Annotated in this window: 25 protein-coding genes; 12 read left to right on the top strand and 13 right to left on the bottom strand. The window is 63.4% G+C overall.

The window, feature by feature from the left end; genetic code table 11:
• Window positions 1-6 precede the first annotated feature (6 nt).
• Genes IG629_RS18735 through IG629_RS18775 form a run of 9 tightly spaced genes read left to right on the top strand, consistent with a single transcriptional unit; the run spans window position 7 to window position 7,888 of the window.
• Window positions 7-465 carry a hypothetical protein gene (locus tag IG629_RS18735; protein WP_051285324.1) on the top strand — a complete coding sequence of 153 codons (459 nt, stop codon included), beginning with the start codon at window positions 7-9 and terminating at the stop codon, window positions 463-465.
• Window positions 462-776 carry a phage tail assembly chaperone gene (locus tag IG629_RS18740; protein ID WP_449867059.1) on the top strand — a complete coding sequence of 105 codons (315 nt, stop codon included), beginning with the start codon at window positions 462-464 and terminating at the stop codon, window positions 774-776. The genes IG629_RS18735 and IG629_RS18740 overlap by 4 nt, the downstream gene beginning before the upstream one ends.
• A 5-nt stretch (window positions 777-781) precedes the next feature.
• Window positions 782-3,745, top strand: a complete 2,964-nt coding sequence (locus tag IG629_RS18745; RefSeq protein WP_193173470.1) for a coiled-coil domain-containing protein — start codon at window positions 782-784, stop codon at window positions 3,743-3,745.
• Between the two features lie 10 nt (window positions 3,746-3,755).
• Window positions 3,756-5,264 carry a hypothetical protein gene (locus IG629_RS18750; RefSeq protein ID WP_193173447.1) on the top strand — a complete coding sequence of 503 codons (1,509 nt, stop codon included), beginning with the start codon at window positions 3,756-3,758 and terminating at the stop codon, window positions 5,262-5,264.
• Between the two features lie 6 nt (window positions 5,265-5,270).
• On the top strand, window positions 5,271-6,122 hold the full coding sequence (locus IG629_RS18755; protein WP_193173448.1) for a hypothetical protein: 852 nt from the start codon (window positions 5,271-5,273) through the stop codon (window positions 6,120-6,122).
• Window positions 6,122-7,156 carry a hypothetical protein gene (locus IG629_RS18760; RefSeq protein WP_193173449.1) on the top strand — a complete coding sequence of 345 codons (1,035 nt, stop codon included), beginning with the start codon at window positions 6,122-6,124 and terminating at the stop codon, window positions 7,154-7,156. The genes IG629_RS18755 and IG629_RS18760 overlap by 1 nt, the downstream gene beginning before the upstream one ends.
• A gap of 49 nt (window positions 7,157-7,205) precedes the next feature.
• The gene (locus IG629_RS18765; RefSeq protein ID WP_193173450.1) at window positions 7,206-7,454 is read left to right on the top strand and encodes a hypothetical protein; all 249 of its coding nucleotides are present in this window, start codon (window positions 7,206-7,208) and stop codon (window positions 7,452-7,454) included.
• Window positions 7,454-7,630, top strand: coding sequence for a hypothetical protein (locus IG629_RS18770; protein ID WP_193173451.1), 177 nt, complete (start codon window positions 7,454-7,456; stop codon window positions 7,628-7,630). The genes IG629_RS18765 and IG629_RS18770 overlap by 1 nt, the downstream gene beginning before the upstream one ends.
• A 21-nt stretch (window positions 7,631-7,651) precedes the next feature.
• Window positions 7,652-7,888, top strand: a complete 237-nt coding sequence (locus IG629_RS18775; RefSeq protein ID WP_193173452.1) for a hypothetical protein — start codon at window positions 7,652-7,654, stop codon at window positions 7,886-7,888.
• A 30-nt stretch (window positions 7,889-7,918) separates the two neighbouring features.
• Here the strand turns inward: IG629_RS18775 and IG629_RS18780 are convergent, their stop codons facing one another.
• A complete protein-coding gene (locus tag IG629_RS18780) occupies window positions 7,919-8,722 on the bottom strand; it encodes a DUF3108 domain-containing protein (RefSeq protein ID WP_193173453.1) in 804 nt (267 codons plus the stop codon).
• 88 nt (window positions 8,723-8,810) lie between these two features.
• The gene (gene ahcY, locus IG629_RS18785) at window positions 8,811-10,112 is read right to left on the bottom strand and encodes an adenosylhomocysteinase (protein WP_193173454.1); all 1,302 of its coding nucleotides are present in this window, start codon (window positions 10,110-10,112) and stop codon (window positions 8,811-8,813) included.
• A 172-nt stretch (window positions 10,113-10,284) separates the two neighbouring features.
• On the opposite strand from ahcY, the gene IG629_RS18790 reads away from it, so the two are divergent.
• Window positions 10,285-11,466, top strand: coding sequence for a pyridoxal phosphate-dependent aminotransferase (locus tag IG629_RS18790; RefSeq protein ID WP_193173455.1), 1,182 nt, complete (start codon window positions 10,285-10,287; stop codon window positions 11,464-11,466).
• A 17-nt stretch (window positions 11,467-11,483) separates the two neighbouring features.
• Here IG629_RS18790 and IG629_RS18795 read toward each other — a convergent pair whose 3' ends face one another.
• The 11 genes from IG629_RS18795 to IG629_RS18845 form a co-directional block, all read right to left on the bottom strand.
• Window positions 11,484-11,969, bottom strand: a complete 486-nt coding sequence (locus tag IG629_RS18795; protein WP_193173456.1) for an RES family NAD+ phosphorylase — start codon at window positions 11,967-11,969, stop codon at window positions 11,484-11,486.
• Window positions 11,966-12,433, bottom strand: a complete 468-nt coding sequence (locus tag IG629_RS18800; RefSeq protein ID WP_193173457.1) for an antitoxin Xre/MbcA/ParS toxin-binding domain-containing protein — start codon at window positions 12,431-12,433, stop codon at window positions 11,966-11,968. Before IG629_RS18800 ends, IG629_RS18795 begins: the two co-directional genes overlap by 4 nt.
• A 97-nt stretch (window positions 12,434-12,530) precedes the next feature.
• Complete coding sequence (locus tag IG629_RS18805; RefSeq protein WP_193173458.1) at window positions 12,531-13,001, bottom strand: GNAT family N-acetyltransferase; 471 nt, start codon at window positions 12,999-13,001, stop codon at window positions 12,531-12,533.
• Entirely contained in the window at window positions 12,998-14,179 is a 1,182-nt protein-coding gene (locus IG629_RS18810; protein ID WP_193173459.1) for an aminotransferase, read from the bottom strand. The genes IG629_RS18805 and IG629_RS18810 overlap by 4 nt, the downstream gene beginning before the upstream one ends.
• A 39-nt stretch (window positions 14,180-14,218) precedes the next feature.
• Complete coding sequence (gene ptsP, locus IG629_RS18815; protein WP_193173460.1) at window positions 14,219-15,991, bottom strand: phosphoenolpyruvate--protein phosphotransferase; 1,773 nt, start codon at window positions 15,989-15,991, stop codon at window positions 14,219-14,221.
• Window positions 15,992-16,004: 13 nt separating this feature from the next.
• Window positions 16,005-16,298 (bottom strand): HPr family phosphocarrier protein, encoded by a 294-nt coding sequence (locus tag IG629_RS18820; RefSeq protein ID WP_193173468.1) that lies wholly within the window; start codon window positions 16,296-16,298, stop codon window positions 16,005-16,007.
• A 4-nt stretch (window positions 16,299-16,302) separates the two neighbouring features.
• Complete coding sequence (locus tag IG629_RS18825; RefSeq protein WP_193173461.1) at window positions 16,303-16,728, bottom strand: PTS sugar transporter subunit IIA; 426 nt, start codon at window positions 16,726-16,728, stop codon at window positions 16,303-16,305.
• Window positions 16,729-16,794: 66 nt separating this feature from the next.
• The gene (gene rapZ / locus IG629_RS18830; protein WP_319025126.1) at window positions 16,795-17,694 is read right to left on the bottom strand and encodes an RNase adapter RapZ; all 900 of its coding nucleotides are present in this window, start codon (window positions 17,692-17,694) and stop codon (window positions 16,795-16,797) included.
• 38 nt (window positions 17,695-17,732) lie between these two features.
• Window positions 17,733-18,152 (bottom strand): HPr kinase/phosphorylase, encoded by a 420-nt coding sequence (locus IG629_RS18835; protein ID WP_193173463.1) that lies wholly within the window; start codon window positions 18,150-18,152, stop codon window positions 17,733-17,735.
• Window positions 18,153-18,180: 28 nt separating this feature from the next.
• A complete protein-coding gene (locus IG629_RS18840) occupies window positions 18,181-19,899 on the bottom strand; it encodes a stimulus-sensing domain-containing protein (RefSeq protein ID WP_226886926.1) in 1,719 nt (572 codons plus the stop codon).
• Window positions 19,896-20,615 carry a response regulator transcription factor gene (locus tag IG629_RS18845; RefSeq protein WP_028467599.1) on the bottom strand — a complete coding sequence of 240 codons (720 nt, stop codon included), beginning with the start codon at window positions 20,613-20,615 and terminating at the stop codon, window positions 19,896-19,898. The genes IG629_RS18840 and IG629_RS18845 overlap by 4 nt, the downstream gene beginning before the upstream one ends.
• Window positions 20,616-20,876: 261 nt before the next feature.
• Between IG629_RS18845 and IG629_RS18850 the strand changes: the two genes are divergently transcribed.
• Both IG629_RS18850 and IG629_RS18855 read left to right on the top strand, forming a co-directional pair.
• The gene (locus IG629_RS18850; protein WP_226886927.1) at window positions 20,877-21,614 is read left to right on the top strand and encodes a HugZ family pyridoxamine 5'-phosphate oxidase; all 738 of its coding nucleotides are present in this window, start codon (window positions 20,877-20,879) and stop codon (window positions 21,612-21,614) included.
• A 151-nt stretch (window positions 21,615-21,765) separates the two neighbouring features.
• The gene (locus IG629_RS18855) at window positions 21,766-23,370 is read left to right on the top strand and encodes a phosphoenolpyruvate carboxykinase (RefSeq protein ID WP_193173465.1); all 1,605 of its coding nucleotides are present in this window, start codon (window positions 21,766-21,768) and stop codon (window positions 23,368-23,370) included.
• Window positions 23,371-23,407 lie beyond the last annotated feature (37 nt).

Below are 23,407 nucleotides of genomic sequence, written 5' to 3' on the forward strand. Positions count from 1 at the left end.
CAGATAATGGATCTCTCGAAATTCAAGGCCGACCGCACCGCCGAGGATGAAGGCGTCTGGGTTGCACTGGACGGCGACGATAGCGGCGCGCGGGTCAAGCTCGCCCGGATCGGCAACCGGCGCTATCGCGAGGCAATGCAGCGCCGGATGAAACCGTTCCGCCGGGCCCTGCGCGCCGGAACATTGGAAGAAGCGACGGCGGAGCGGGTGACTGCCGAGGTGCTGGCGGAAACCGTGCTGCTCGACTGGCAGGATCTCGCGCTGGACGGCGCGGCGCTTGCCTATTCGCCGGACCGGGCGCGCGAACTCCTGCTCGACCCGGCACTGCGCGACTTCCGCGATCTCATCGTCGAGATGGCGACCGATATCGAGCTCTACCGGCAGCAGGATCAGGAGGAGGCGGAAAAAAACTTGCCGCCTTCGTCCGCTGGCAAGTCGCCTGGGGCGGGCGGCAAGACTTCCTGACCCTTCTCGCCGAGCAAAGCGGCACAAAGCCATCCGCACTCGACGAGAAACCCGAGTTGTTTCCGGATCTTGAGCGGGTGGCCCACGCTTTCGCCCTGCTGACACGCGGACGCCCGCTTGTGTCCACGCCGTTCGGGACGGCGGAAGGGGCCATCCCGCTGGCCGAGATCGCTGCCTATTGCGGGCTCTTCGGCATCACGGACCCGGACGAGTTCGTGCCCCTGCTCCGCACCATGGACGAGGCCTATCTCCGCACCCGCGCGGAGCAGGCTCCCCCACAGAGCACAAACACGCAAAAGAAAAAGGACTGATCGCCATGCCGATCCGCCGCCTGCCCGAGGACGGTGCCGCCGCCGGAATCTACACCCTGCTGGAGGCCATCGACACCATGCCGCCGGTCCTGAGCCGTGCGGAATCCGCCTTCGACCGCCTTGCCGGCAGCATCACCGGCGCACTCGACCGGGTCGGGGCGGCACTCGACAGTCTGGAGCGGCTACGCCCGACCGTGCCGTCACCGGGCACACAGATCCCGCAGTTTCAGGACGCCTCCTTCACCTCGAGCGAAGCGGACCTGCTCGCCCTCGGTGAAGACAGGTTGCATCTGGAAGACCTGATTACGGAGTCCATGGTCGAGCAACTGACCGCGTCGGAGAACATTGCCACAGCACAGGAGGACGCCGCCCGGCGCAGCGACGCGGCCTGGGGTACGCTCTCCGACGATATCGCCCAAGATTTCGACCGGGCCTTTGCCGGGATTTCGGAGAACGGCGCCGATACCTTCGCCTCGATCTGGCAAAACATGGCATCCGGTCTCGGCCAGGCAATCTCTGCAATCGACTGGGACAATATCCTCGGCGACGGCGCGGGCAGTCTGGCATCCGCCGCCTCCAGCATTCTCGGCTCCCTCGGTGGCAGCGGCGGCGGATTTTCCGGACTGTTCGAGGCTGGCGGCTCTCTGCTTTCCAGCTTTCTGCCAAGTTTGGGCGGCGCTGGCGCTGGAGCGGGTGCGGGCGGCTCCTTCCTTACCGGCATTGCCGGCTCGCTTGGCAGTACGGGCACGATCGGCGCCATCGCCGCCGTTGCCGCGCTTGGTTTGAACGAGCTTTTCAAGGACAAGGACTATCCCTTCGCCAAGGCCGTCATCGGCATCCAGGGCGGCACGCCAACCGCTGAAAGTTCCTTTGAGCTTGATGACGGGCCGCTCGACGATCTGCTGCAATTGCAGGACCGGGTGCTGACAGCGCTGGACGCCATGACCGACCGGCTCGGTGTTGCCTTTTCCGGCAATGCCGGCAACTTCCTGCAGATCGGTTATTCCAGCGGCCGGAAATCCAACCTGCCGACCGGCTATTTCGTCGGCGGTCTGGAGACCACCGGCGATTTTGCCACCGGAGCCGACCTCAGCGGGATCGAGGGTAAAGAGGAGTTGATCGCCCGCGCCATCGAGTTGTCCTTCGCCAAGGCCGTCCGCGACGGCAACCTGACAGGGCTGCCGGACGATGCCGGGGCGGACTCTCGCAACCAGCAGACATTCGAGGCCGGTATCGAAAAACTGCTCGCGGCGCCGTTCGAAAGTCTCGAGACATCGCTGCGCCGGATCGACTTCCTCGCCAGCTTCGAGGAGACCGTCGCCCTTTTCAGGGACGGCGCCGAAAGCGTCGATGCCTATACGCGTGCGCTGCAAGGCCAGCGTGCCGCGATCGACGCAGTCGGCCGGGCCGCTGCAGGTGATGCGTTCGAGCCCATCCGTTTGTTCCTGGAAGATGTGGCCGTGCTGTTCAGCGGCGGCGAAGCACCGGACGCCGCGGCGGGCCTTCGTCTCGAGCAGGCAGGCGCCGCCGTCCGGGGCATGACCCGTGATTTGCTCGACACGCTCTCACTGTCCGGAACAGAGGCGCCGCTTGAAGGCTTTGCCTTGCTGTACGAACAGCAGGCGGCCCAGATCACAGCCCTGGTGCCGGCTCTGGAAGCCCTCAATCGGGAACTGGCAGCGCTCGGGCTTGAGACCATCGATGTCGCCGCCGAGATCAATGCCGCCACCGACACACTGAGGGCGGAAGTCAGAACGCTTTTCCTGCAAGAGCTCTCTCCCGAACGGGCCGCCGCACAACAGGCGCTCAATGAACGGGACAGCCTGCTGCGGCAGGCCGAACAGCTCGGCTATGGTCAGGATCAGGAGATCCTCGGCAAAATCGAGGCGAACTTCACCGCGCAACTCGACCGGATCGGATTTACGTTCAGCGAAAGCGGCGATCTGGTCCAGACCTTTGCCGATAGTATCGAGGCGGCGACCGCCGGGCTCGACCGGCAAATCTCAGTGCAGGAAAACGCTGTCGGAGAGTTCGTCCGCCTTGCGGAAAACCTTACCTCCGCCCGGCAGGATTTCGCTCTCGACAGCTCCCTCTCGCCACACTCGCCGCTGGACCGGTTGGCACAGGCGCGAACCGGGTTCGAAGAGCTCGCCGCCGCGTCCGCCGAAGGCGATACGGAGGCGCGGGAGGACCTGGCGGCCAGCGCCCGCACCTATTTGACACTGGCGCGGGAGGTACACGCCTCCAGCCAGGCCTACACAGATATCTTCTATCAGGTCGATGCGGTTCTCGCGTCCGCGCTGCACGAGACGAAAGCCCAGATCACGGCGGCAGAGCGCCAACTGGATGTGCTGATCGAAATCCGCGACCGGCTCGAGCCGCAGAGCACCACGAACGGCACCCCGCAATACCAGTCGGACGGCGGCGGGCAATACCAGTCCGGAGGCGGCGGCTCGCCCTTTGCCGGGTACGACCTTGGCTACAACCCGGACACCAACCTCGCCATCCTGACCGCTCTCGATGCCGCCGGACTTCCCCTGCCCAGCGGGTTCGGCGAAGGCCAGCTCACGCGGCTTCGGGCGGAGAATGCGGCCGTGAACGCGGTGGTCACCGCCATGGGCTTCGCCACCGGCGGGATCATGACCGCGAACGGCCCGGCCCAGACCGCACCGTACGATGGCGGCATTACCAGCGACGTGTCCGTCGCCCTGTTCGGTGAAGGCAGCCAGCCGGAAGCCTATGTGCCCCTGCCGGACGGGCGCTCCATTCCCGTCACGCTCAGTCTGCCCGCCAACGACGATAGCGGCGGCATCGGTGAGACGCGGGACGCACTGCGCCTGCAACGGGCGGACAGCCGCGAGCTTGTGCAGGAGATGAAGCGCCTGAACAGGGAGGTCGCCGCGCTCCGGGACGACAACGAACGGCTCAACCGCGTGCTTGGCCGGGCCTTCTCGCGCCAAACAGCCTGAAGGAGCAAAGATGTCCCTCTATGACGCGTTGATCGCCGATCCATTTTCGATCCGGCGCTATCTGGCAATCCTGGAGCCGTATGATTCCGATCTGGAAACAACGGTTCCGCTCTATCTGAGCGACCACGGCTTCACCACGGAACCGGACGAGGTGCCTGGCAACCAGTATTTCGATGCCCGGTTGCTCTCCGCCATCAGTTTCGAACGTCATCTTTATCGCAGCGGTCAGCTTGAAGGCCGGTCTGTGCCCGGCTTCGGCACGCTCGACATCAACAACGCGGACGGAGCCCTCGACCATTGGCGCGGCCTCGCATTCGACGGGCGCCGGGTCCGGCTTTTGCTCGGCGGCGACCGGTTCCGCCTCGCCGACTACCGGACTGTGTTCGACGGCACGGCAGAGCGTATCGAGTTCGATGACGACCGGATCCGGCTGCATCTCCGCGATCTGCAGGTGCTGTTCGAGCGGCCATTGCAGCAGACCCTCTATCTGGGCACGGGCGGAAGCGAGGGCGATGCCGGGTTGAAGGGACGCCCGAAGCCGCTGTGCTACGGGCGCTGCTTTCACGTTCCGGCGGTGCTGGTAGATGCGGCCACCCTGACCTATCAGGTGCATGACAGCCAGATCTCCGGGATCGACGCCGTATTCGACAGCGGCCTGGCCTTGACCGCCGGGACTGAACCGCCGGCGCCATCGCATTATGCCGTGGACCTCGTCGCCGGCACCTTCCGGCTCGGCAGCGCGCCAAATGGCCCTGTCACGGCTCACGTCCATGGCGATGCGATGGGCGGCGCCTATGCGGAAGACGCGGCCAGCCTGATGCTGAGCATTGCCATGCGGGCCTCCGGGCTGACGCTCATCGACTGGGGCGCTTTCGCCGACCTTACCCTCGCCGCCCCCATGGCCACCGGTTTCTTCGCCGGACAGGAGACCGGCATGCTGTCCGCTCTCGACAGCCTCGCGGACAGTATCGGCGCCCATTTCGGTTTCGACCGGCAGGGTCAGTTCACCGTCGGCAGACTGACGGAACCGGCGGAAACCGCGACGGAAAGTTTCGACGACAGCGCCATCGTCAGCCTTGAACGCGAGCCGTCCGCCTTGCCCCTCTGGCGCCAGAAACTCGGTTACGCCCGCTATTGGCGCCCACTTTCGGACGGGGAAAGCGCGGCCGGTCTCGGCGCGGAAGCACGGAGCGATTTGGCCGCGTCCCACCGCTATGCAGACGCCTCGGACCCGACCATCCAGATCCGGCACAAACTCGCCGGCGACATTCAGAAAGACGGATTGCTGGCAACCGAACCGGACGCTGTTACGGAAGCGGCCCGGCGCCTCGCCCTTTTCGGCACGGCGCGCGACCTCTTCAGGGTCCGGGTAAAAACCCGGCCCTACAGCCTCACCCTCGGCAGCACCATCCGGATCACCTATCCGCGCCACGGGCTGGCCGGGGGACGCAACCTGGTGCTGGCCGGACTGTCCGAAGACAGCGCTTTCGACGAAGCCGAACTCACCCTCTGGGGATAGCAATCGATGAGCAACATGCTGATCGTCTACCGGAACTATCTGGACAATGCGGCCCTCGACGGCGGGGACTGGAGCAGCGGTCTGCCGCTGGACAATCTCGCCCACCCGCACCCGAGCCGGGTGGCTCGAACCGTCGACACCGATCCGGCTTCCTGCTGGTTCGAGGTGGATTTCGGCGCCCAGCGTCCCGTCAGTTTCGCCGGTATTCTGAACCACAATCTGAGCCAGCGCGGCACCTGGCGGGTACGGCTGTTCAATACCTCGTTGGAACAGCCGGAACTCGACACCGGCGCCGAGCCGATCTGGCCCCGCGTGGTGCCATTCGGCACCGGGCACTGGGGCGAGTTCCAGTGGGGCGGCCATCTCGATACCGCGACGGCGGAGACTTACGGCATCGGATCTTACGCCATCCTGCCCGCGGCGCGGCGCGTGCGCTATGTGCGCGTGGATCTTGAGGACCCGGACAATCCCGCCGGTTATCTGCAAGCAGGACGCGCCTTGCTGGCACCGGCATGGACGCCCAGCGTGAACCTGCAATATGGCTGGAGCATTGAGCAGGTGGACGAGAGCCGGATCGTCAAGTCGCGCGGCGGCCAGGCCTATTTCGACGGCAAGCCGAAATACCGCCGCCTGCGCTTCCGGATCGAACATCTGGATATCGACGAGATGCTGGCCAACGCCTACGAGTTGGAACGGCTGAAGGGCACCGGCGGCGACATCCTGGCGATGGTCGATCCGGACGACACCGCGCACCTGCACCGGCGCACGGTCTATGGCCGGATCGCCGAAACCACCCCCATCGTGAACGATTTCAACGCGCGCTATTCCAAGGAATTCGTCATAGAGGAGCTGTACTGATGACCTGGTCCGTGACCATCGGCGACCGCACTTTCACCGACGCCAATCTGGACGGCAATGCCTATGCCGAGGAAGAAACCGGCTTCCCCGCCATCGTCCGTGCGGTTGCCGAGGAAACCGCTGTCCTGAAGGGCGCGGCCGGACTTTCCGCTTCCCCGCTCACCCCCGCGACCGGCCCCGTCACCTTCACCCTGCTGGCCACTCCGCCGCCCGGCTGGAAGGCCGGACAGGTGTTGCGGGTCACCAGTGCGGGCGAGGCAACGCACCTCATGGCCGGCACGATCACAACGCTCGACGGCACGGCCCTTACCATGGAGGTCAGCTTTGCCGAAGGCGCTACCGAACGGAGCGACTGGGTGCTGAGCTACCCGCTCTTCACCGCGTTCCTCGAACGCGCGGGCGGGACAATAACCGGGGCCCTGAAGATCGACGGCCATTCTCCGGCCCTAAATGCCCCGCCCGGCCAGTACCTCAACCTCCGGATGATGCGGGATGATCTGCCGCATCTGGATTTCGGCCTCGACGATACCCCCCTGTCGGATACGGCGGGCGGCAGCCTGATCTTCCTGCACACGTTCGATAATTCCGGTGCCTGGACCGGCCGGCCTTTGGAGATCAACCGGGCAACCGGCGAAATCAAGACCATGGGCCTGAATCTTCAGGGCTATGCGCTGGCCGACGGGAACCTGCGCGGCACCCGGATGAGCATCGAAGACCTCGGAGAAATCGGCACCGGGACAGTGTCCATCGATGCGGCCCGCTGGAATGCCCTTGCCGTCACCCTGACCGGAAATGTCGGTTTCGATTTCGCAGCACTCGGCCTCGGCTTCGAATATACGCGACGGTTCCTCATCACCCAGGGCGGCGCCGGAGGGTTCGCGCCGTCATGGACCCTCGGCGGCAGCGCAGGTGGAGTCAAACGCATCGGCGGAATCCCGAACTATGCAGGCCAAGCAGCGGGCGTTGTGACCCGGGTCACCGCCGAGGTCTGGGGCAACCAGCTCCGGCTCTGGGAAGCGGAAGAAAGTCCGTAATTCCGCAAGCGCCACCTATTCAATTTTCCCACAAGATGAGGAGTTTCCCATGCATGTCAGATCGATGCTGGCTGTCGTGAGTCTGCTGACGGCAGTGCCGGGATGTGCCGATCCCGATGCCGCCGCGGAGATCGAAATCCGCAGAGCCAATGCCCTCGCCGCCATCCATGCCGTGCGCGACGGCTATTGCGCCCTGCCCCCCGCTGTCCGGGAACGGTTGCGGAATGCCGGGGACATCGACCCCGCTCTGGACAGCTGCACCACCCCCGCCGAAACCAATCCTCAGGAGACAAAGTGATGAACTTCAACACAAGCTGGCTACTGGACCGTTTGGGTGAACGAAGCACCTGGATCGGCCTGACAGGATTTCTCACGGCCACCGGAGTATCTCTGGAGCCTGAGATCGGTGAAGCAATCGGGGCCGTCGGCATCGCCCTCGCGAGCCTGATCGCCATGCTTACGAGAGACCGCTAAGTCGGTAAAGGGAGTGCCTCCATGGACCAGGACGATGCCCGCCGCGTGGTGCGGGCGACATTGACTGAGCTCGGCCTCGACGTCACCTCACCGGAGCGGGTGATCCAGGCGCAGCACGATTTTGCCTACCTGCGCCATCAGCGGAATCTGTCGGAGAAAATCGGCGTCGGTGTCCGGCTGATGGTGCTGACCAGCATCATCAGTGCCGGGCTCGCCACCATCTGGCTCGGTATCCGGCACTCCCTGATCCTGAAATAGGGGGAGCGGCTCAAATCGTTTGAGGTCTTGCTAGGGTTTCAGCAAAACCCGTTCGGCCAGATCGACGCGTTCCGACGCACCGGTGATATGGCCGACGATCATACCGAAAGGGCCTTCCGACTCCAGGCGCACCGGTATCCAGGAGCCGTCTTCCGTCAGCCGGGCGACCCAGAGCCGTGTCACGGCATCTGTCTTGTCCTCGCCGAACCAAGGCTTCTTGTACCCTCCGGCCAGCGTCTCGTATGCCACCTCGCACCGTTCAGCCCGGCCGTCGAAAACGCTGTAGTCCGTCTTCTTCAAAACATCGGAGCCAGCGTGGGACAAGCGGAAATCCGTCCGGGTGCGGCCATTGAAGACCCGCAATTCTTCCTGGCATGGATTGACCTTGGACGTCAGAGCCAGCGAGACAACGGCCGCATAGGGATCGATCGTGCCCAGTTGCAGATCTTCCGGCACCGCATCCCGCTTTTCCGGATCGCGCGGCGGGTGCATGGAGACTGACGGCGCCGCACCGTCACGGGTCGTGAGCGTTATGCGGCGGGGCTTGCCGTCAAAAGTTCCATTGCTGCGATATGTCTCGGGTTTGATGCCACTGCCGGTCACCTGGCCGGTGCCCTCGCTGGTCACGGCAATCGGGAAGAAAAAGTCGAGGATGCCGAGGGAACGGGCGTTGGTCGTGACCCGGTAGGCCGAGCGGTCGACGGCGATTTTTGAATCGAACGCGGCGACGGAGAAGCCGCCGAAATAGATCGTATAGGAGAGATCAAGCTCGCGTGCATCGGCTTTTGAAGCCAATAGAGCGCCGCCGATCAGTCCCAAAAAAAGCCACCGCATGCCCCGCCCTCATGTGCGTGTTTGCGTATGGCTTTAAATAAGGGAACGCGGCGGCGGATCAAGTACCGCCGCCGCGTGCATGCTGTTTTTAGTAACGGTAGGCCTCGGGCTTGAACGGGCCTTCCTGCGTCACGCCGATATAGGAAGCCTGCTCGTCAGAGAGCTGGGAAAGCATCGCGCCGACCTTCTTCAGGTGCAGAGCGGCGACCTTCTCGTCCAGTTTCTTCGGCAGCACGTAAACCTGCTTTTCGTATTCGCCGGCATTGTTCCAGAGTTCTATCTGGGCGAGCGTCTGGTTGGTAAAGGAGGCGCTCATCACGAAGCTCGGGTGGCCGGTGGCGCAGCCGAGGTTAACCAGGCGACCTTCGGCCAGCAGGATGATCCGCTTGCCGTCCGGGAATTCGACTTCGTCAACCTGCGGCTTCACATTGTGCCAAGTCAGGTTACGCAGCGGCTCGACCTGAATCTCGTTGTCGAAATGGCCGATGTTGCAGACGATGGCGCGGTCCTTCATGACCCGCATATGGTCCATCGTGAGGATGTCCTTGTTGCCGGTCGCGGTGACGAAGATATCGCCGCGCGGCGCGGCCTCTTCCATCGTCACGACTTCGTAGCCTTCCATCGCCGCCTGCAGGGCGCAGATCGGGTCGATCTCGGTGACCAGCACCCGGGCACCGCCGTTGCGCAGGCTGGCGGCCGAGCCTTTGCCGACATCGCCGTAACCGGCGACGACCGCGACCTTGCCCGACAGCATGACGTCGGTGGCCCGGCGAATGCCGTCGGTCAGGCTCTCACGGCAGCCATAAAGGTTGTCGAACTTGGACTTGGTGACACTGTCATTGACGTTGATCGCCGGAACCTTGAGCGTTCCCGCCTTCGCCATCTCATAGAGGCGGTGCACACCGGTCGTGGTCTCTTCCGACACGCCGCGGACATCGTCCATCAGCTCCGGATAATCCTCGTGCATCATGATCGTCAGATCGCCGCCGTCATCCAGCAACATGTTCGGAGCCCAGCCATCCGGACCCTTGATGGTCTGGCGCAGGCACCATTCGTATTCTTCCTCGGTCTCGCCTTTCCAGGCAAAGACCGGGATGCCTGCAGCCGCGATAGCAGCTGCGGCCTGGTCCTGAGTGGAGAAGATGTTACAGGAGCTCCAACGGATATCGGCGCCGAGATCCACCAGGGTCTCGATCAGCACGGCCGTCTGGATGGTCATGTGCAGGCAACCGGTGATGCGCGCGCCGGCCAGCGGCTTCTTGCCGGCATTTTCCTCGCGCAGCGCCATCAGGCCCGGCATTTCGGTTTCGGCGATCGCGATTTCGCGGCGGCCCCATTCGGCGAGCGAAATATCGGCAACTTTGTAGTCGGTGAAAGCGGCGTCAGCCATGCGGCAGCTCCTTGCACTTTTTCTATCCGGCGTCACTGCCGGTACCCGGTCGCACTGGGCTATATCAGTCCGGGAAAATAGGGGCAAGCAGGCAAAGGACAAGAGGTGGCATTGACAGCGCAACCCGGCCCGCCTTATCTGGCCGCCCCGTTGCCTGCTGAAAGACTTTTTGATGCCCCACCATTCCTCCTATATCGCCGCCATGGGCGGAAGCGACGCCGACGATGCCTGGGCAATTCATACCGAGGCCCGCAAGCGTTATCGGGCAGGCGAGACGGACGTCATCGTGCTGTCAGTGGGCGATCACGATTTCACCACCGACGAGCGTATCGTTGAGACAGCGGTCAGCGCGCTGCGGGACGGCAAACACCATTACACCGCAAGCATCGGCTTCCTTGCACTGCGGGAAAAGCTTGCCGCCTACCACAGCGCACGCATCGGCGAGACGGTCACGGCGGAGAATGTCGCCGTCATTCCAGGCGCCCAGTGCGGTGTCTTTACGTCCGGGCTGGTGACGCTCAATCCGGGCGATCACGTCATCGCCTTCGATCCGATGTATGTCACCTATCAAGGCGCGCTGATCGCCCGCGGCGCATCGTTGAGCCAGGTGCCGCTGCTCCCCGAGAACAGCTTTGTTCCGGATCCGGCCGATATCCGTGCCGCCCTGCGCCCGGAAACCAAGGCGATAGTGATCAACTCGCCGAATAACCCGACCGGCGCCGTCTGGCCGCGCAGGACCATGGAAGAGATCGCCCGGATCTGCATCGAGCACGACCTGTGGCTGATTTCCGACGAGGTCTATTGCTCCATGACCTACGATCAGCCGCATTTCAGCCCGCGCCTGATCGACGGCATGAAGGACCGCACACTGTCGGTCTACAGCTTCTCCAAGGGCCATGCGATGACCGGCTGGCGGCTGGGCTGGATCGTCGCCGATCCGGATACCATCAACGCGGTCGAACAGGTCATGGGCTCAATGCTGTTCGGCTCACCGCCCTTTATCCAGGAAGCGGCCATGACCGCGCTCGATGAAGCGGTCGATACAGTGGACAGGATTCGCGATCTCTACCGGCACCGCCGCGACCGGGTTTGCGACGCATTGTCCGCCGTGCCGAAAGTGAAGGTCCGCAAACCCGATGCCGGCATGTTCCTGATGCTCGATATCCGCGAGACTGGTATGGACACCACCGATTTCGCCTGGAAACTGCTGGAAGAACAGAAGCTCGCCCTGCTCCCGGGCGAGGGCTTCGGCGACATGCTAGCGGGGCACCTCCGCCTGAGCTTCGGCGCCTCGGACGAGACACTGGATGAAGCGGGACGACGACTGTCTGCGTTTATCCAGAAGCACGGATAAACACGAGCCGTTTGGGCTCAGCGCGCGAATAGCCGGTCGTCCCACCAGACCGGCGTTTCCAGTCCGACATCAACCCGCACGAAATCGGCATGTCCCGTATGAAAGACGAAATTGCGCTCCATACGCGCGACAACCGAAGGGACAATCAGGATTGCGGAGCGTTTCTCCACATACCATTTCCGGCCGTATTCCCGCGCGGCAATGCCGGAGATATTCGCCCACCCATCGAGAAGATCCGGATTCATCACCTCGTAGGAGAGTCCCGCCGGGAGCGTGATTTCGATGAAATGCTGATTGCCCGGCAGCTCACCGCCGAAATGCACCAGCTTCTCCAGCATCGCGGTCGAGTAATGCTCCGAGGCATAAATCACCCCTGAGCCGGCCTCGTGCCAGCGGCCGAACGCTTGCCGGGCTCCGCCGTCATCCCAAATCGGAAATTCGCCGTCCGGATCGCCGATCCTGTAGCCCGTCAACGGCTCCGGCAATGTCCGCAACGCAGTCATACCGCGAAGCCGGACTCCGCACGCCGCAACAGGTTGATGACAGCATCCGTCCCTGCCGAGCTGGACCGCGCGAGATCGAGTGGCGCGCGACCATGCAACAGGGGATGGGGCCGATTGAGGAACCGGGAGATTGCCGGCATGTCACCGCGATAGAGCCGGCTCGCGGCATCAATGACACGCGAAACCTCATAGAGCCGCTCGCTCATTTCCCGCGAAAGCACTTTGCGCTGTTTTTTCGCACGGCGCAGTGTCGCTTCCGGGATGAGCGGGCCGACTATACTGGCTCGGCCAAGGAGAGTGCCAAGAGCCTCGGCCGCCGACACATCTAGTCCCGAGGCCACATGGTCCGCCAGTAGGATATCATCCAGAGAAGCGGACTCTTTCAAGCCCAGCAGTTTCCCGACCCGGGCGGCTTCTGTGCCCGGAAGGTTTTCAGGGCTCATATAGACATCAAGCGCGACCATGGCATGTGCCTCCGGTGATCGTCATTTGACGATAATATAAGCGCCAAGTGACGATTCTTCAATTGCCATGCATTTCAACGCCTATTGCATGGGAGAATCAGAGCCGTTTTTCCATATCCATCGAGGTCGGGGCGTCGAAGCCTGCATGGGTCTGACGGCCGGTTTCAACAAAGCCCCAGCGCCGGAAATACTCGATATTGTGCTGCAGGACGAGGCGAACGCCGAGGGTGATCCGGGCGGCGCCTGTGGCGCGGGCATGGGCCTCGACAGCTTCAATCAGACGGCGGGCAATGCCGCGGCAGCGCACGTCGGGATCGACGGCCAGCCGGTCGAGATAAACAGCGTCTCCTTTTTGCGTGGCGAAGACGGCGCCGCTGATCCTGCCGTCATCCTCAGCCAGAAACAGCCGGTTCTTTTCCAGCCGTTTGCGCAGACTGTCGACCGTTTCCGTCAGCGCCCCACTTTCCGGCTCGAGCTTGCCCCGGTACTGCGCGAAGGCGCGATGAACCAGAGTGACAATCTCGGCGAGATCGTCGCGTGCCGGATCATAGGGCCGGGCTCCGGTCATGCGGCAAGGCTCGCCCGCAGGCGTTTCGCCAGCTCTGGCATATCCTCGGCTTTGGCGTTGGCGAAAGCCAGGCGCAGAAAGCGCTCCTGACCGGGGCCAAAGAAGCTGCCCGGCAGGCACAGGATATTCTGCTCGTCCGCCAGCTTGCGGGCCACCTGCTTCGCGCTCAGATCCTCGAATGGATGCCGGACATAGGAGAAATAGGCACCAGCGGAAACCAGCTCATAGCCGAGATCGTTTGACCGGAAAGCCGCCTCCAGCGCTTCCTTGCGCCCCTTCAGCATATCCCGCTTCTCAGCCACCCAAGGCCAGACATGGCGCAGGCCATAGAGCGCAGCATATTGCGAGATACGCGGCGTGCAGATCTGGATCGTGTCCATGATCTTGGTCACCGCGTCGATGGTCTTGGCGCCGGCCATCACGGAACCCGCGCGGTAGCCGGTCAGACTGAAAGTCTTGGAGAAGCTGTAGAGCTGGATCAGCGTCTCGCCCCACTTCTCGTCCCTGAACAGGTCATGCGGCGGGCCGTTCTCGTCTTCCAGAAAATCCCGGTAGGTCTCATCCAAGATCAACGCGATACCGCGTTCGGCGGCAAGGTCGCGGAATTCGGCGATGACTTCTGGCGGATAGACGGCGCCGGTCGGGTTGTTCGGCGAGACCAGCACGATGGCTTTGGTCTTGTCGGTCAGCATCTTGCGGGCCTCTTCCGGGTCAGGCACACCGGCCCGGTCAAAGCGGAACGGCAGATGGATCGGGTCGATCCCCTGCATTTCCAGCCACATCTGGTGATTGAAGTAATAGGGCACTGGCAGCATCACGGCATCGCCGGCCTGCGCAATGGCGAGAACCGCCATGCAGAAGGCCTGGTTGCAACCAGCCGAAATCAGCACGTTCTCCGGCCCGATCACCCCGCCATAGCGGGTCGCGACGTGGTCCGCCAGTTCCTGACGAAGCTCCACCACGCCGCGGATCATGGAGTATTGCGCTGTCTCGAAATCGGCCGCGCGGGCGGCAACATGATCCGTCAGCTCTTTTGCCGGCGGATAGCTCGGCACGGCCTGGGACAGGTCCAGCAGCGGCTTTTCCGCCGGAAAGGTCCGGCCGGCAATCCAGGTCTGGGACTCGGCAATCGGCGGTTCGATTGCGCTGAGCACATCGGCATTCAAGACGAAAGTCATGGGGCTCACCCGAAGGAGCAGGAAGGGAATTGGCGCAGACTAGAGACTGTCGTTGAAATCGTCCAGCAGCGCGGAGATCCGGCCCTCATCGCCCTGATCCATGATCGCCAGCGCCCGGCGCGTCGCCGCACCGGTGTCGAGCGCACGCACCCTCTGCTTCACACGCGGAATGCTGTGCGAGGACATCGACAGCTCCCGTACGCCGAGCCCTGTCAGCAACGGCGTATAGCGCGGATCGCCCGCGATCTCGCCGCAGATGCTGACTGGGATACCGGCCCTGTGCCCGGCATCGACGGTGAACTGGATCAGCCGCAACACCGCCGGATGCAGCGGATTGTAGAGCCCGGCCACCGCATCGTCGCTGCGATCGATGGCAAGCGCATAGCTGGTCAGATCGTTCGTCCCGATGGCGAAATAGTCGACCTCGCGGGCCAGGCTGTCGGCCATCAGGGCTGCGCACGGGACCTCGATCATCGCACCCAGCGGCGGTATGGGATCGGCGATACGGACACCCTTGCGCTTCAGGCGTTTGACCACCTTTGTCAGAATACGCCTGGATTGACGGATCTGCTCCGCTGAGGAAATCAGCGGCAGCAGCAGCCGGACCGGGCCGTGCGCGCCCGCACGCAGGATTGCGGCAAGCTGGGTTTCGAACAGTTTCGGCTCCGCAAGGGACAGCCGGACCCCGCGCAGCCCGAGCGCGGGATTGGGCGAAATACCGATCTTGCCGCCGAGCGCCGAAGAAATCTTGTCACCACCGACATCGAGCGTCCGGATCGTTACCGGCAGACCGCCCATGCCTTCGACGATGCCCCGCAACACGGCATATTGCTCGTCCTCGCTTGGCAGCGTGTCCCGGTTCATGAACAGGAATTCGGTGCGCAGCAGGCCGACACCTTCGGCCCCTGACCGCATTGCCCCTTCGACATCCCGTGGCAATTCAAGGTTCGCCAGCAGGGAAATGCACTCCCCGTCCCGGCTTTCCGCCGGCAGCGACCGCAACCGCGCGAGCTGACGCTCCAGCCGCTTGCGCGCCTCCGCCTTCCGTTCGAACTCCGCCAGAGTTGCGTCACTCGGCGCGACGACGATCCGGCCGTGCTCGCCATCGACCAGCACCTGTTCCCCGGACCGGACCTTTGCGAGCAATCCCTGCACACCAAGAACCGCTGGCAGCCCCATCGACCGGGCCATGATCGCCGAGTGGCCTTCCGGCCCGCCCGTCGTTGTCACCAAAGCCGCCACCCTGGTCGGATCAAGCAGCGCCGTATCGGCTGGGCTGAGCTCGTCCGCGATGATCACCGCGTTTTTCGGCAGGACGGAAAAGGCCTGATAGGGCTTGTCCGCGAGATTTCGCAAAATCCGGCCAGCCACATCCCGCACGTCATTGATCCGGGCCGCGAGATAGGGGTCCTTCATTGCAGCGAAGGCTTCGCTGATTTCATGCACGACCGATTGAACGGCGGCTTCCGCGTTGATCTTGCGTTTGCGGATCAGCGCCTCGGTGCCCGCCCCCACCCGGCCGGAGCCGAGCATCGCGGCATGCGCGTCGAGCAGCGGGGCTAATTCCTCCGCGACCGATTCCGGCATGTTCGCCGTTTTTTGCCGCAGCTTGCCGACCTGCTTCTGTGCCTTGACCAGAGCCGCGCGGAACCGCTCGGCTTCCGCCTCGACATGCGCGTCCTCCAGTTCGTATTCCGGTAGCTGGCCGAGACCGGTCTCGACGACATGAGCAACGCCAATGGCGATCCCGGCGGAAACGCCGACCCCGTCAATGATCCGTTCCCCGCCTTTTTCGGATACCCGTTTAACCATGGCGGTCAGATCCTCAATCTTCGTCGAATTTATCGTCCACAAGTTTGGCGATGGCGTCGAGCGCGTCTTGTGCGTCCGCCCCTTCGGCAGCGACATGGATGGTACAGCCCGGCGCGGCAGCCAGCATCATCAACCCCATGATCGACCGCCCCGAGACTGTCATGTCGCCCTTGGTCACGGAAATCTCCGCCGCAAATGTATCAGCCAACTTGACGAATTTCGCCGCCGCCCGCGCATGCAGGCCGCGCTGGTTCACGATGGTCAAATCCCGTTCCACTGCGGACGACGCCGCCGACCGGTTTCCCATCACGTCATTCACCGGCGAGAACCTGAGATGCGATGCGGATATATTTGCGTCCCGCCTCCTGCGCCTCGTTCGCCGCCGCCGCGAGATCCATGCTGTTCCGCACGCTCGCCAGCTTGATCAACATCGGCAGATTAGCGCCCGCGAGCACTTCCACATTCGCCTTTTCCATGATCGAGATGGCCAGGTTCGACGGCGTACCGCCGAACATGTCGGTCAGCACGATCACGCCCTTTCCCTGATCCACCGCCCCGACGCTTTCCAGAATCTCGGCCCGGCGCTGTTCCATATCGTCCTCCGGACCGATACAGACAGTGGCCAGATGCTCCTGCGGCCCGACAACATGTTCCACCGCCGAACGGAACTCGTCCGCGAGTTTTCCGTGCGTTACCAATACGATGCCAATCGGCAATTCGTTCGCCTCCGCGTCCATCTGGTTAGCCCCTTGCCTGCAGTGTTCTAAGCACTGTCCCGTCGCGCCGACTCTTTTTCATGCGGATCATTCCTGCCCGCTGCGATCGACATCGCGGTGCAACAAAGTGACAGCAAGCCCGTCCGCCTTCAACTCTCTCGCAAGCTTTTCCGCCACGAATACGGACCGGTGCCGTCCACCGGTGCAGCCCACCGCAATGGTGAGATAGCTCTTCCCCTCTGCCAGAAAACGCGGCATCAGGGGAGTCAGAAATCCGACGAGGCGCTCGTAAAAAGCCGAAAACTCAGAGTCCGCCGCAACATAGTCGGCGACCTCCGCGTTTCGGCCGTCGAACGGGCGCAGCCGATCATCATAATGCGGGTTACGCAAGAAACGGACATCGAACACCATGTCGGCCTCGCGCGGCACACCGCGGCGGAAGCTGAAGGATGTGACGGTGATCGTCAGACCGCTGCTGCCGGCAATGCCGACTTGCTCGGCAAAGACCCGCTTGAAATCGGCGGTGGTCAGACGGGAGGTGTCGATGGTCACGTCCGCCTGCTCGCGCAACGGCGCCAGCAATTCGCGCTCGGTGCGAATGCCGTCCGCCACCGGCCTGTCGATCGCCAGTGGATGGCGCCGCCGGGTTTCGGTAAAGCGGCGGATCAGCACGTCCGTATCGCAGTCGAGAAATACCACGGTCAGCGTGACGTCGGCTCTTTGTCTCAGGGCCGCCAGCTCGGCGCTCAGCCTCTGCGGTGTGAAATCACGGGTTCTGGTATCGATCCCGACGGCGATCCGGTGATCCCCGCCCGGCTCGGCGCGCGGCGCCAGCAGCGCCGGCAGCAGCGACAAGGGTAAATTGTCGACCGCTTCGAACTCGGCATCTTCCAGTGCTTTAAGGCTTGTGGTCCGACCGGCGCCCGAAAGGCCAGTCACCAGAACAACCCTGAGCGGCTGTCCGGTTGCATCAGCGGATGCCTGCACGTCTATCTCCCCCTCAACGCGCATTTCCGAGGGCCGCATTATTTGGCCGGATAGTGAGTGAGCGCAAGACGCACTTTTGCCGGGGCCGATGCCTCGAACGGGGCAAGCGCGATCAGAGGAACCGTCAGCTCCAGATAGGTGCAGGCTCCGGCCTCCGGAAAACGCTCAACCTGCTCCGGCGGCACCAGATCGATGACCAGATCGAGCGGCGACCGTCTTGTGTTGGCCACGGGCACGATACCCACACCACGCACTTCAAGCTGTCCCGCAATCGTATCCGGTGCGCTGGCAACGAGTCGGCCCGATTCACGGACCAGCCGGGTCTGATCGTCGGACACCAGCATGGCCCCGCCTTCGATCAGGCGCAGAGCCAGATCGGACTTTCCGCTGCCACTCGGACCGCGCAGCAGAACCGCGCGGCCGTCAATGGCGACCGTCGTGCCATATACCAGTTCCATCGGATCCCCGCCGTGGTCCCTTTAGCCGTCAATTGATCACGCGGGGCAACCGTATGACGAACCGCGCGCCAATGACAGAGCCATCGACGCCGGTGCGGTTCTCCGCCCAGAGCCGACCGGAAGACGCCTCGACGATCTGCCTGGAGATGCTGAGGCCAAGACCGGAATGGGTGCCGAATTTCTCGCCCGTCGGCCGCTCCGAATAGAACCGGTCGAAGATGGCGTCGAGCTTGTTTTCGGGAATCCCCGGCCCGTCATCCTCAACCGTGATGATGACCTCGCGGCCATCCACCGGGTCCGCCCCCGCGGTCAGACGCACCGATCCGCGTTCGGGCGAGAAGGTAATCGCATTGGCCACCAGATTGCGGATCACCTGCACAAGACGGCTCTCGCTACCCCGGACGCGGAGATCGGTGGAGCCGTTCACGGTTGTCTCGACCCGCACGCCGTGGCTGTTGTCCGCGGCGTCATAGACTTCGGCCAGGGTTGCCAGGATCGCCGCCAGATCGACGGTCTCGGCGCCGGAGCGGGACAGTTCCGCATCGAGCCGGGAGGCTTCGGAGATGTCGCTGATCAACCGGTCGAGGCGCTGCACGTCGTCAAGCACGATCCCCATCAGCTTCTTCTGTTTTTCCGGATCCTGCACCCGCGCCGCCGTCTCCACAGCACTGCGCACAGAGGTCAGCGGATTCTTGATCTCATGGGCAACATCGGCGGCGAACCGGTCGATGGCGTCCATCCGTTGCCAGAGTGCCTCTGTCATTTCCCGCATCGCCCGGGCCAGATCGCCGATCTCGTCATCGCGACCTTCAAAGGCCGGGATCTCGGTCTCCCGGGTACGGTCACGGCGGATGCGCTCGGCGGCGGCAGCAAGCCGCTGAACCGGCCGGGTGATAGTGCCGGCAAGATAGAGCGACAACAGAATGGTGACGGCAAAGACAAAGGCGAACACGCTCAGGATCTCGAACCGCACGTCCCGCATCGCCTTGTCGACCTCGTGGCCGTCGACACTCAGCATCAGGGCGCCAAGCACCTGCTTGTAGCGACGCACGGGCACGGCGGAGGTCAGGATAAGGCCGCCATCCGGGGCTGTCCTGACGGCCTGCGCCCGCAGCCCCCGCAATGCGTCGACAGCCTCCGGGTAATCTTGCGCCCGCTGGGCAGCCGTTTCCTTGTAACGCGGAAAGTCGCCGCGCCGGGGCAACCAGTTCACCAGCAAATCGTAGGCCGTATCGGCCCAGTGGCCGGGATCGAAGCCGGCCTCGCGCGGCGGCGCCAGAGGCCGGATCTGCACCACCCCGCCCGAGCGCCCGAAACTGTTGCTGTCAGCCATCAGGTGACCATCCGGCGCAAACAGGCGCAAGCGGGTGCCGAACTGGTCCGAGGCATGCCGCACCATGCGGCGTACCAGTTCCTTGGACAGTTGCGTTGCTTCGGAAAATTCAGGTTCGACAGCAAGCGCCGCGACACCCTTGGCAAAAATGCTGCCCTGGCGGGTCAGGGCCTCCAGTTCAGCCTCGATCAGGCTGTCCTGGTAGCGGTCCATATAGAGGAGGCCAAAGAGCGGGATCGCGACCGCGAACAGATTGATCGCCAGGATACGCAGCGTCAGTCCAGAAATTCTGGGCCTGCGGCGCGGGCTCTCCTCTGTCGCCGAGATCTCCGGTTTCTGTGCGCTGTCAGTCGTCGTCTGCGGACGGCGCCATCTCAGAACGGCACGAAGCCCCTCCCCCCAGGACAGGCTCATGCCGGGCCAGCGGCCACCAAGGCCGGGTCACGGTACCGGTAACCGACCCCGTACAGCGTCTCGATCTGCTCGAAATCGTCATCCACGCTCTTGAACTTCTTGCGGATGCGCTTGATGTGGCTGTCGATGGTCCGATCGTCCACATAGACCGCATCGCCATAGGCGGCGTCCATCAGCTGGTCCCTGTTCTTGACATGCCCGGGGCGGGTGGCGAGCGAACGCAGGATCAGGAACTCGGTCACGGTCAGTGGTACTGGCCGCCCCTTCCAGGCGCTGAGATGGCGCGAGCCGTCCATCATCAGATCGCCGCGCGCGAGCACGGAATCGCTGGCCGGATTGGCTTCGTCCTGGGCCAGCTCCTGACGCCGTAGCAGCGCCCGGATACGCTCGATGAGCAGACGCTGGGAGAACGGCTTGGTGATATAATCGTCCGCGCCCATCTTCAGGCCGAGCATCTCGTCCAGCTCGTCGTCCTTCGAGGTCAGGAAGATCACCGGCAGCGCGCTCTGGCGGCGCAGGCGCGACAACAGCTCCATGCCATCCATACGCGGCATCTTGATATCGAGAATGGCGAGATCCACCGGTCGCTGGGTCAACCCGCGCAGTGCCTCCTCACCGTCCTTGAAGGTGCGCACCTCGAAACCCTCGGCCTCAAGCGCGATGGAAACAGAGGTGAGAATATTCTGGTCGTCATCAACCAGCGCAATCGTATTCATGTCTGCAACCCTTTCCGCCGGAGTACGGCGTCCCCGATTTTGCACATTTCTGCTCTCCGGGACCAGCCGGACCGGAACCTTCCTCTAACCCGCATATGGGAATGGCGGTGGAATGAGGCAAAGCTGTGGCTTCCTCAAGGCATTGTTTCGGCGCGTGGTGAAAATATCGGCGGGGCACGACCATGCCGCTTGCATCACGCCCGACGCTTCATTCTGATAGCCCCAACTCCCGCTAAAGATAAATGACAGGATGCGATGAAGATGAGCGAAGCAGAAACCCGCGAGCTCTCCCCCGGAGCGCAAATCCGCTCCCTGATGCGCTCCCTCGACCGTGCGACGCTCTCCACCGGAATGGCGGGGAAGGATGGCTGGCCCTACGGCTCTCTCGTCATGGCCGCGGTCGATCAGGACGGTAGCCCGCTGCTGCTGCTGTCCGACCTCGCCGAGCATACGACGAACCTGAAAGCCGATCCCCGTGTCTCCCTGCTTTTCGACGGCACCGCCGGGCTCGCCGAACCTCTGACCGGCGCGCGTGCTTCCGTGCTTGGCCAGGTAGAGAAGATCGACGACGACCGCATGGCGGAACGCTATCTGCGTCGCCATCCGAGCGCCCGCATGTTCGCCGAATTCAAGGATTTCAACTTCTATCGGGTGAATGTCGAGCGGGCGCATATCGTCGCCGGGTTTGGCAAGATCCACTGGGTCGAGGCGGCGGATATCCTGTCCGAGCGGGCGCCGGAACTGGAAGAAGCGGAAGCCGGGATCGTCGCCCACATGAACGAGGATCACGCCGACGCGAACCAGCTCTATGCTTCTGTCCTGCTCGGCCGCGCCGGTGAGGGATGGGAAATGACGGGCTGCGATCCGGAAGGCTGCGACCTGCGGCTCGACGGCGAGGTTGCCCGGATCGATTACGATGCCCCCGTCCGCGATGCGGACGAAACCCGGAAGGCGCTCGTCGCCCTGGTGAAGCGAGCGCGGCAGAGTGACGCGGGCTAATTGGCATTTTTTCGTGAAAACCTCCGCCCGGGCGGTTGCAATCGCTGAAACAGACCCGTAACAATTTCCGACCCGAGCGGAGCGGGGCCGTACAAAAGAGTTAAAAATTCCGCGCCGAGTCAGAAGAAGCTAGATCGAGGAAACGAGTCACATGGGCCAGGAACGATCCGCGCAGGATCTGGAACAGCACGGGCTGTTCAATCTCGGAACCGCTTACTGGAACCTCTCCGAAGCGGAACTTTACGAACATGCGATCCGCAATGACGAGGGCCAGATCGTCCCCGGCGGCGCGCTCGCGGTCGAGACCGGCAAACATACGGGCCGCTCTCCCAAGGACAAATTCATCGTCGACACACCGTCAGTGCACGACCAGATCAACTGGGGCTCGGTGAACCGGCCCTGCACGCCGGAACTGTTCGACGAAATGCACCGGCGTCTCGCCGGATACATGCAGAGCCGCGACTGCTACGTGCTCGACTGCTATGCCGGCGCCGACGAGGACTATCGCCTGCCGGTGCGCGTGGTGACCGAGACGGCCTGGCACAATCTCTTCGCCAAGAACATGTTCCGTCGCCCCGAGCGCAAGGAGCTCGACACCTTCGAGCCGCAATTCACCGTGCTCCAGGCCCCCGGCCTGCAGGCTGCGGGCGAAGCGGACGGGCTGAATTCCGAGACCTTCATCCTGGTCAATTTCGACAAGCGCCTCGTCGTCATCGGCGGCAGCTGGTACGCGGGCGAGATCAAGAAGTCGATCTTCGGCATCCTGAACCACCTGCTGCCCGACCGGAATGTCATGCCGATGCACTGCTCGGCGAACGTTGCGGAGAATGGCGACAGCGCCATCTTCTTCGGCCTCTCCGGCACCGGCAAGACGACCCTCTCCTCGGACGGAACCCGCATCCTGCTTGGCGATGACGAGCATGGCTGGTCCGACAAGGGCATCTTCAATTTCGAGGGTGGCTGCTACGCCAAGGTGATCCGCCTGTCCGAAGAAGCCGAGCCAGAAATCTACGCCGCCTCGCAGCGCTTCGGCACGGTGTTGGAAAACGTGGTCTACGATCAGGACACCCGGGAGATCGATTTCGACGACGGCAGCCTGACCGAGAACAGCCGCTCCTGTTATCCGATCCACTATATTCCGAACACGGACTTGTCCGGCACGGCGGCCCATCCGAAGCACATCATGATGCTGACGGCGGACGCGTTCGGCGTACTGCCGCCGATCTCCAAGCTGACGCCTGAACAGGCCATGTACCACTTCCTCTCAGGGTATACAGCCCGTGTGGCCGGGACGGAAAAAGGTCTCGGCAACGATCCGCAGGCGACCTTCTCCACCTGCTTCGGCGCGCCCTTCATGCCGCGCCATCCGAGCGTCTATGGCGAGATGCTGCGCGAGCGTATCGCCGAGCACGGCGCAACGTGCTGGCTGGTCAATACGGGCTGGCAGGGCGGCCGCGCCGGCTCCGGCGCCACGCGTATGGCAATCGCCTTCACCCGCGCCATGGTCCGGGCCGCACTCGCCGGCAAGCTGGACGACGTGCCGGTGAAACAGGAGCCGCATTTCGGCCTCTACATCCCGGAAAGCTGCCCGGGCGTGCCGTCGGAAGTGCTCGACCCGCGCAACAGCTGGGAAAACAAGGCTGGCTACGATGCCACCGCCTCCGAGCTCCGCGCCCGCTTCCAGGAAAACTTCCAGCAGTTCGAGCAATATGTCGAAGCTGCCGTGATCGAAGCAGGGGTCAAGGCCGCCGCGTAAGCGCGACAGTTCATCAATTTATCGAAAGGGCGCCCCC

Origin of the sequence: Nisaea nitritireducens (genome assembly GCF_014904795.1) — a bacterium.
GTDB classification, from domain to species: Bacteria; Pseudomonadota; Alphaproteobacteria; order Thalassobaculales; family Thalassobaculaceae; genus Nisaea; species Nisaea nitritireducens.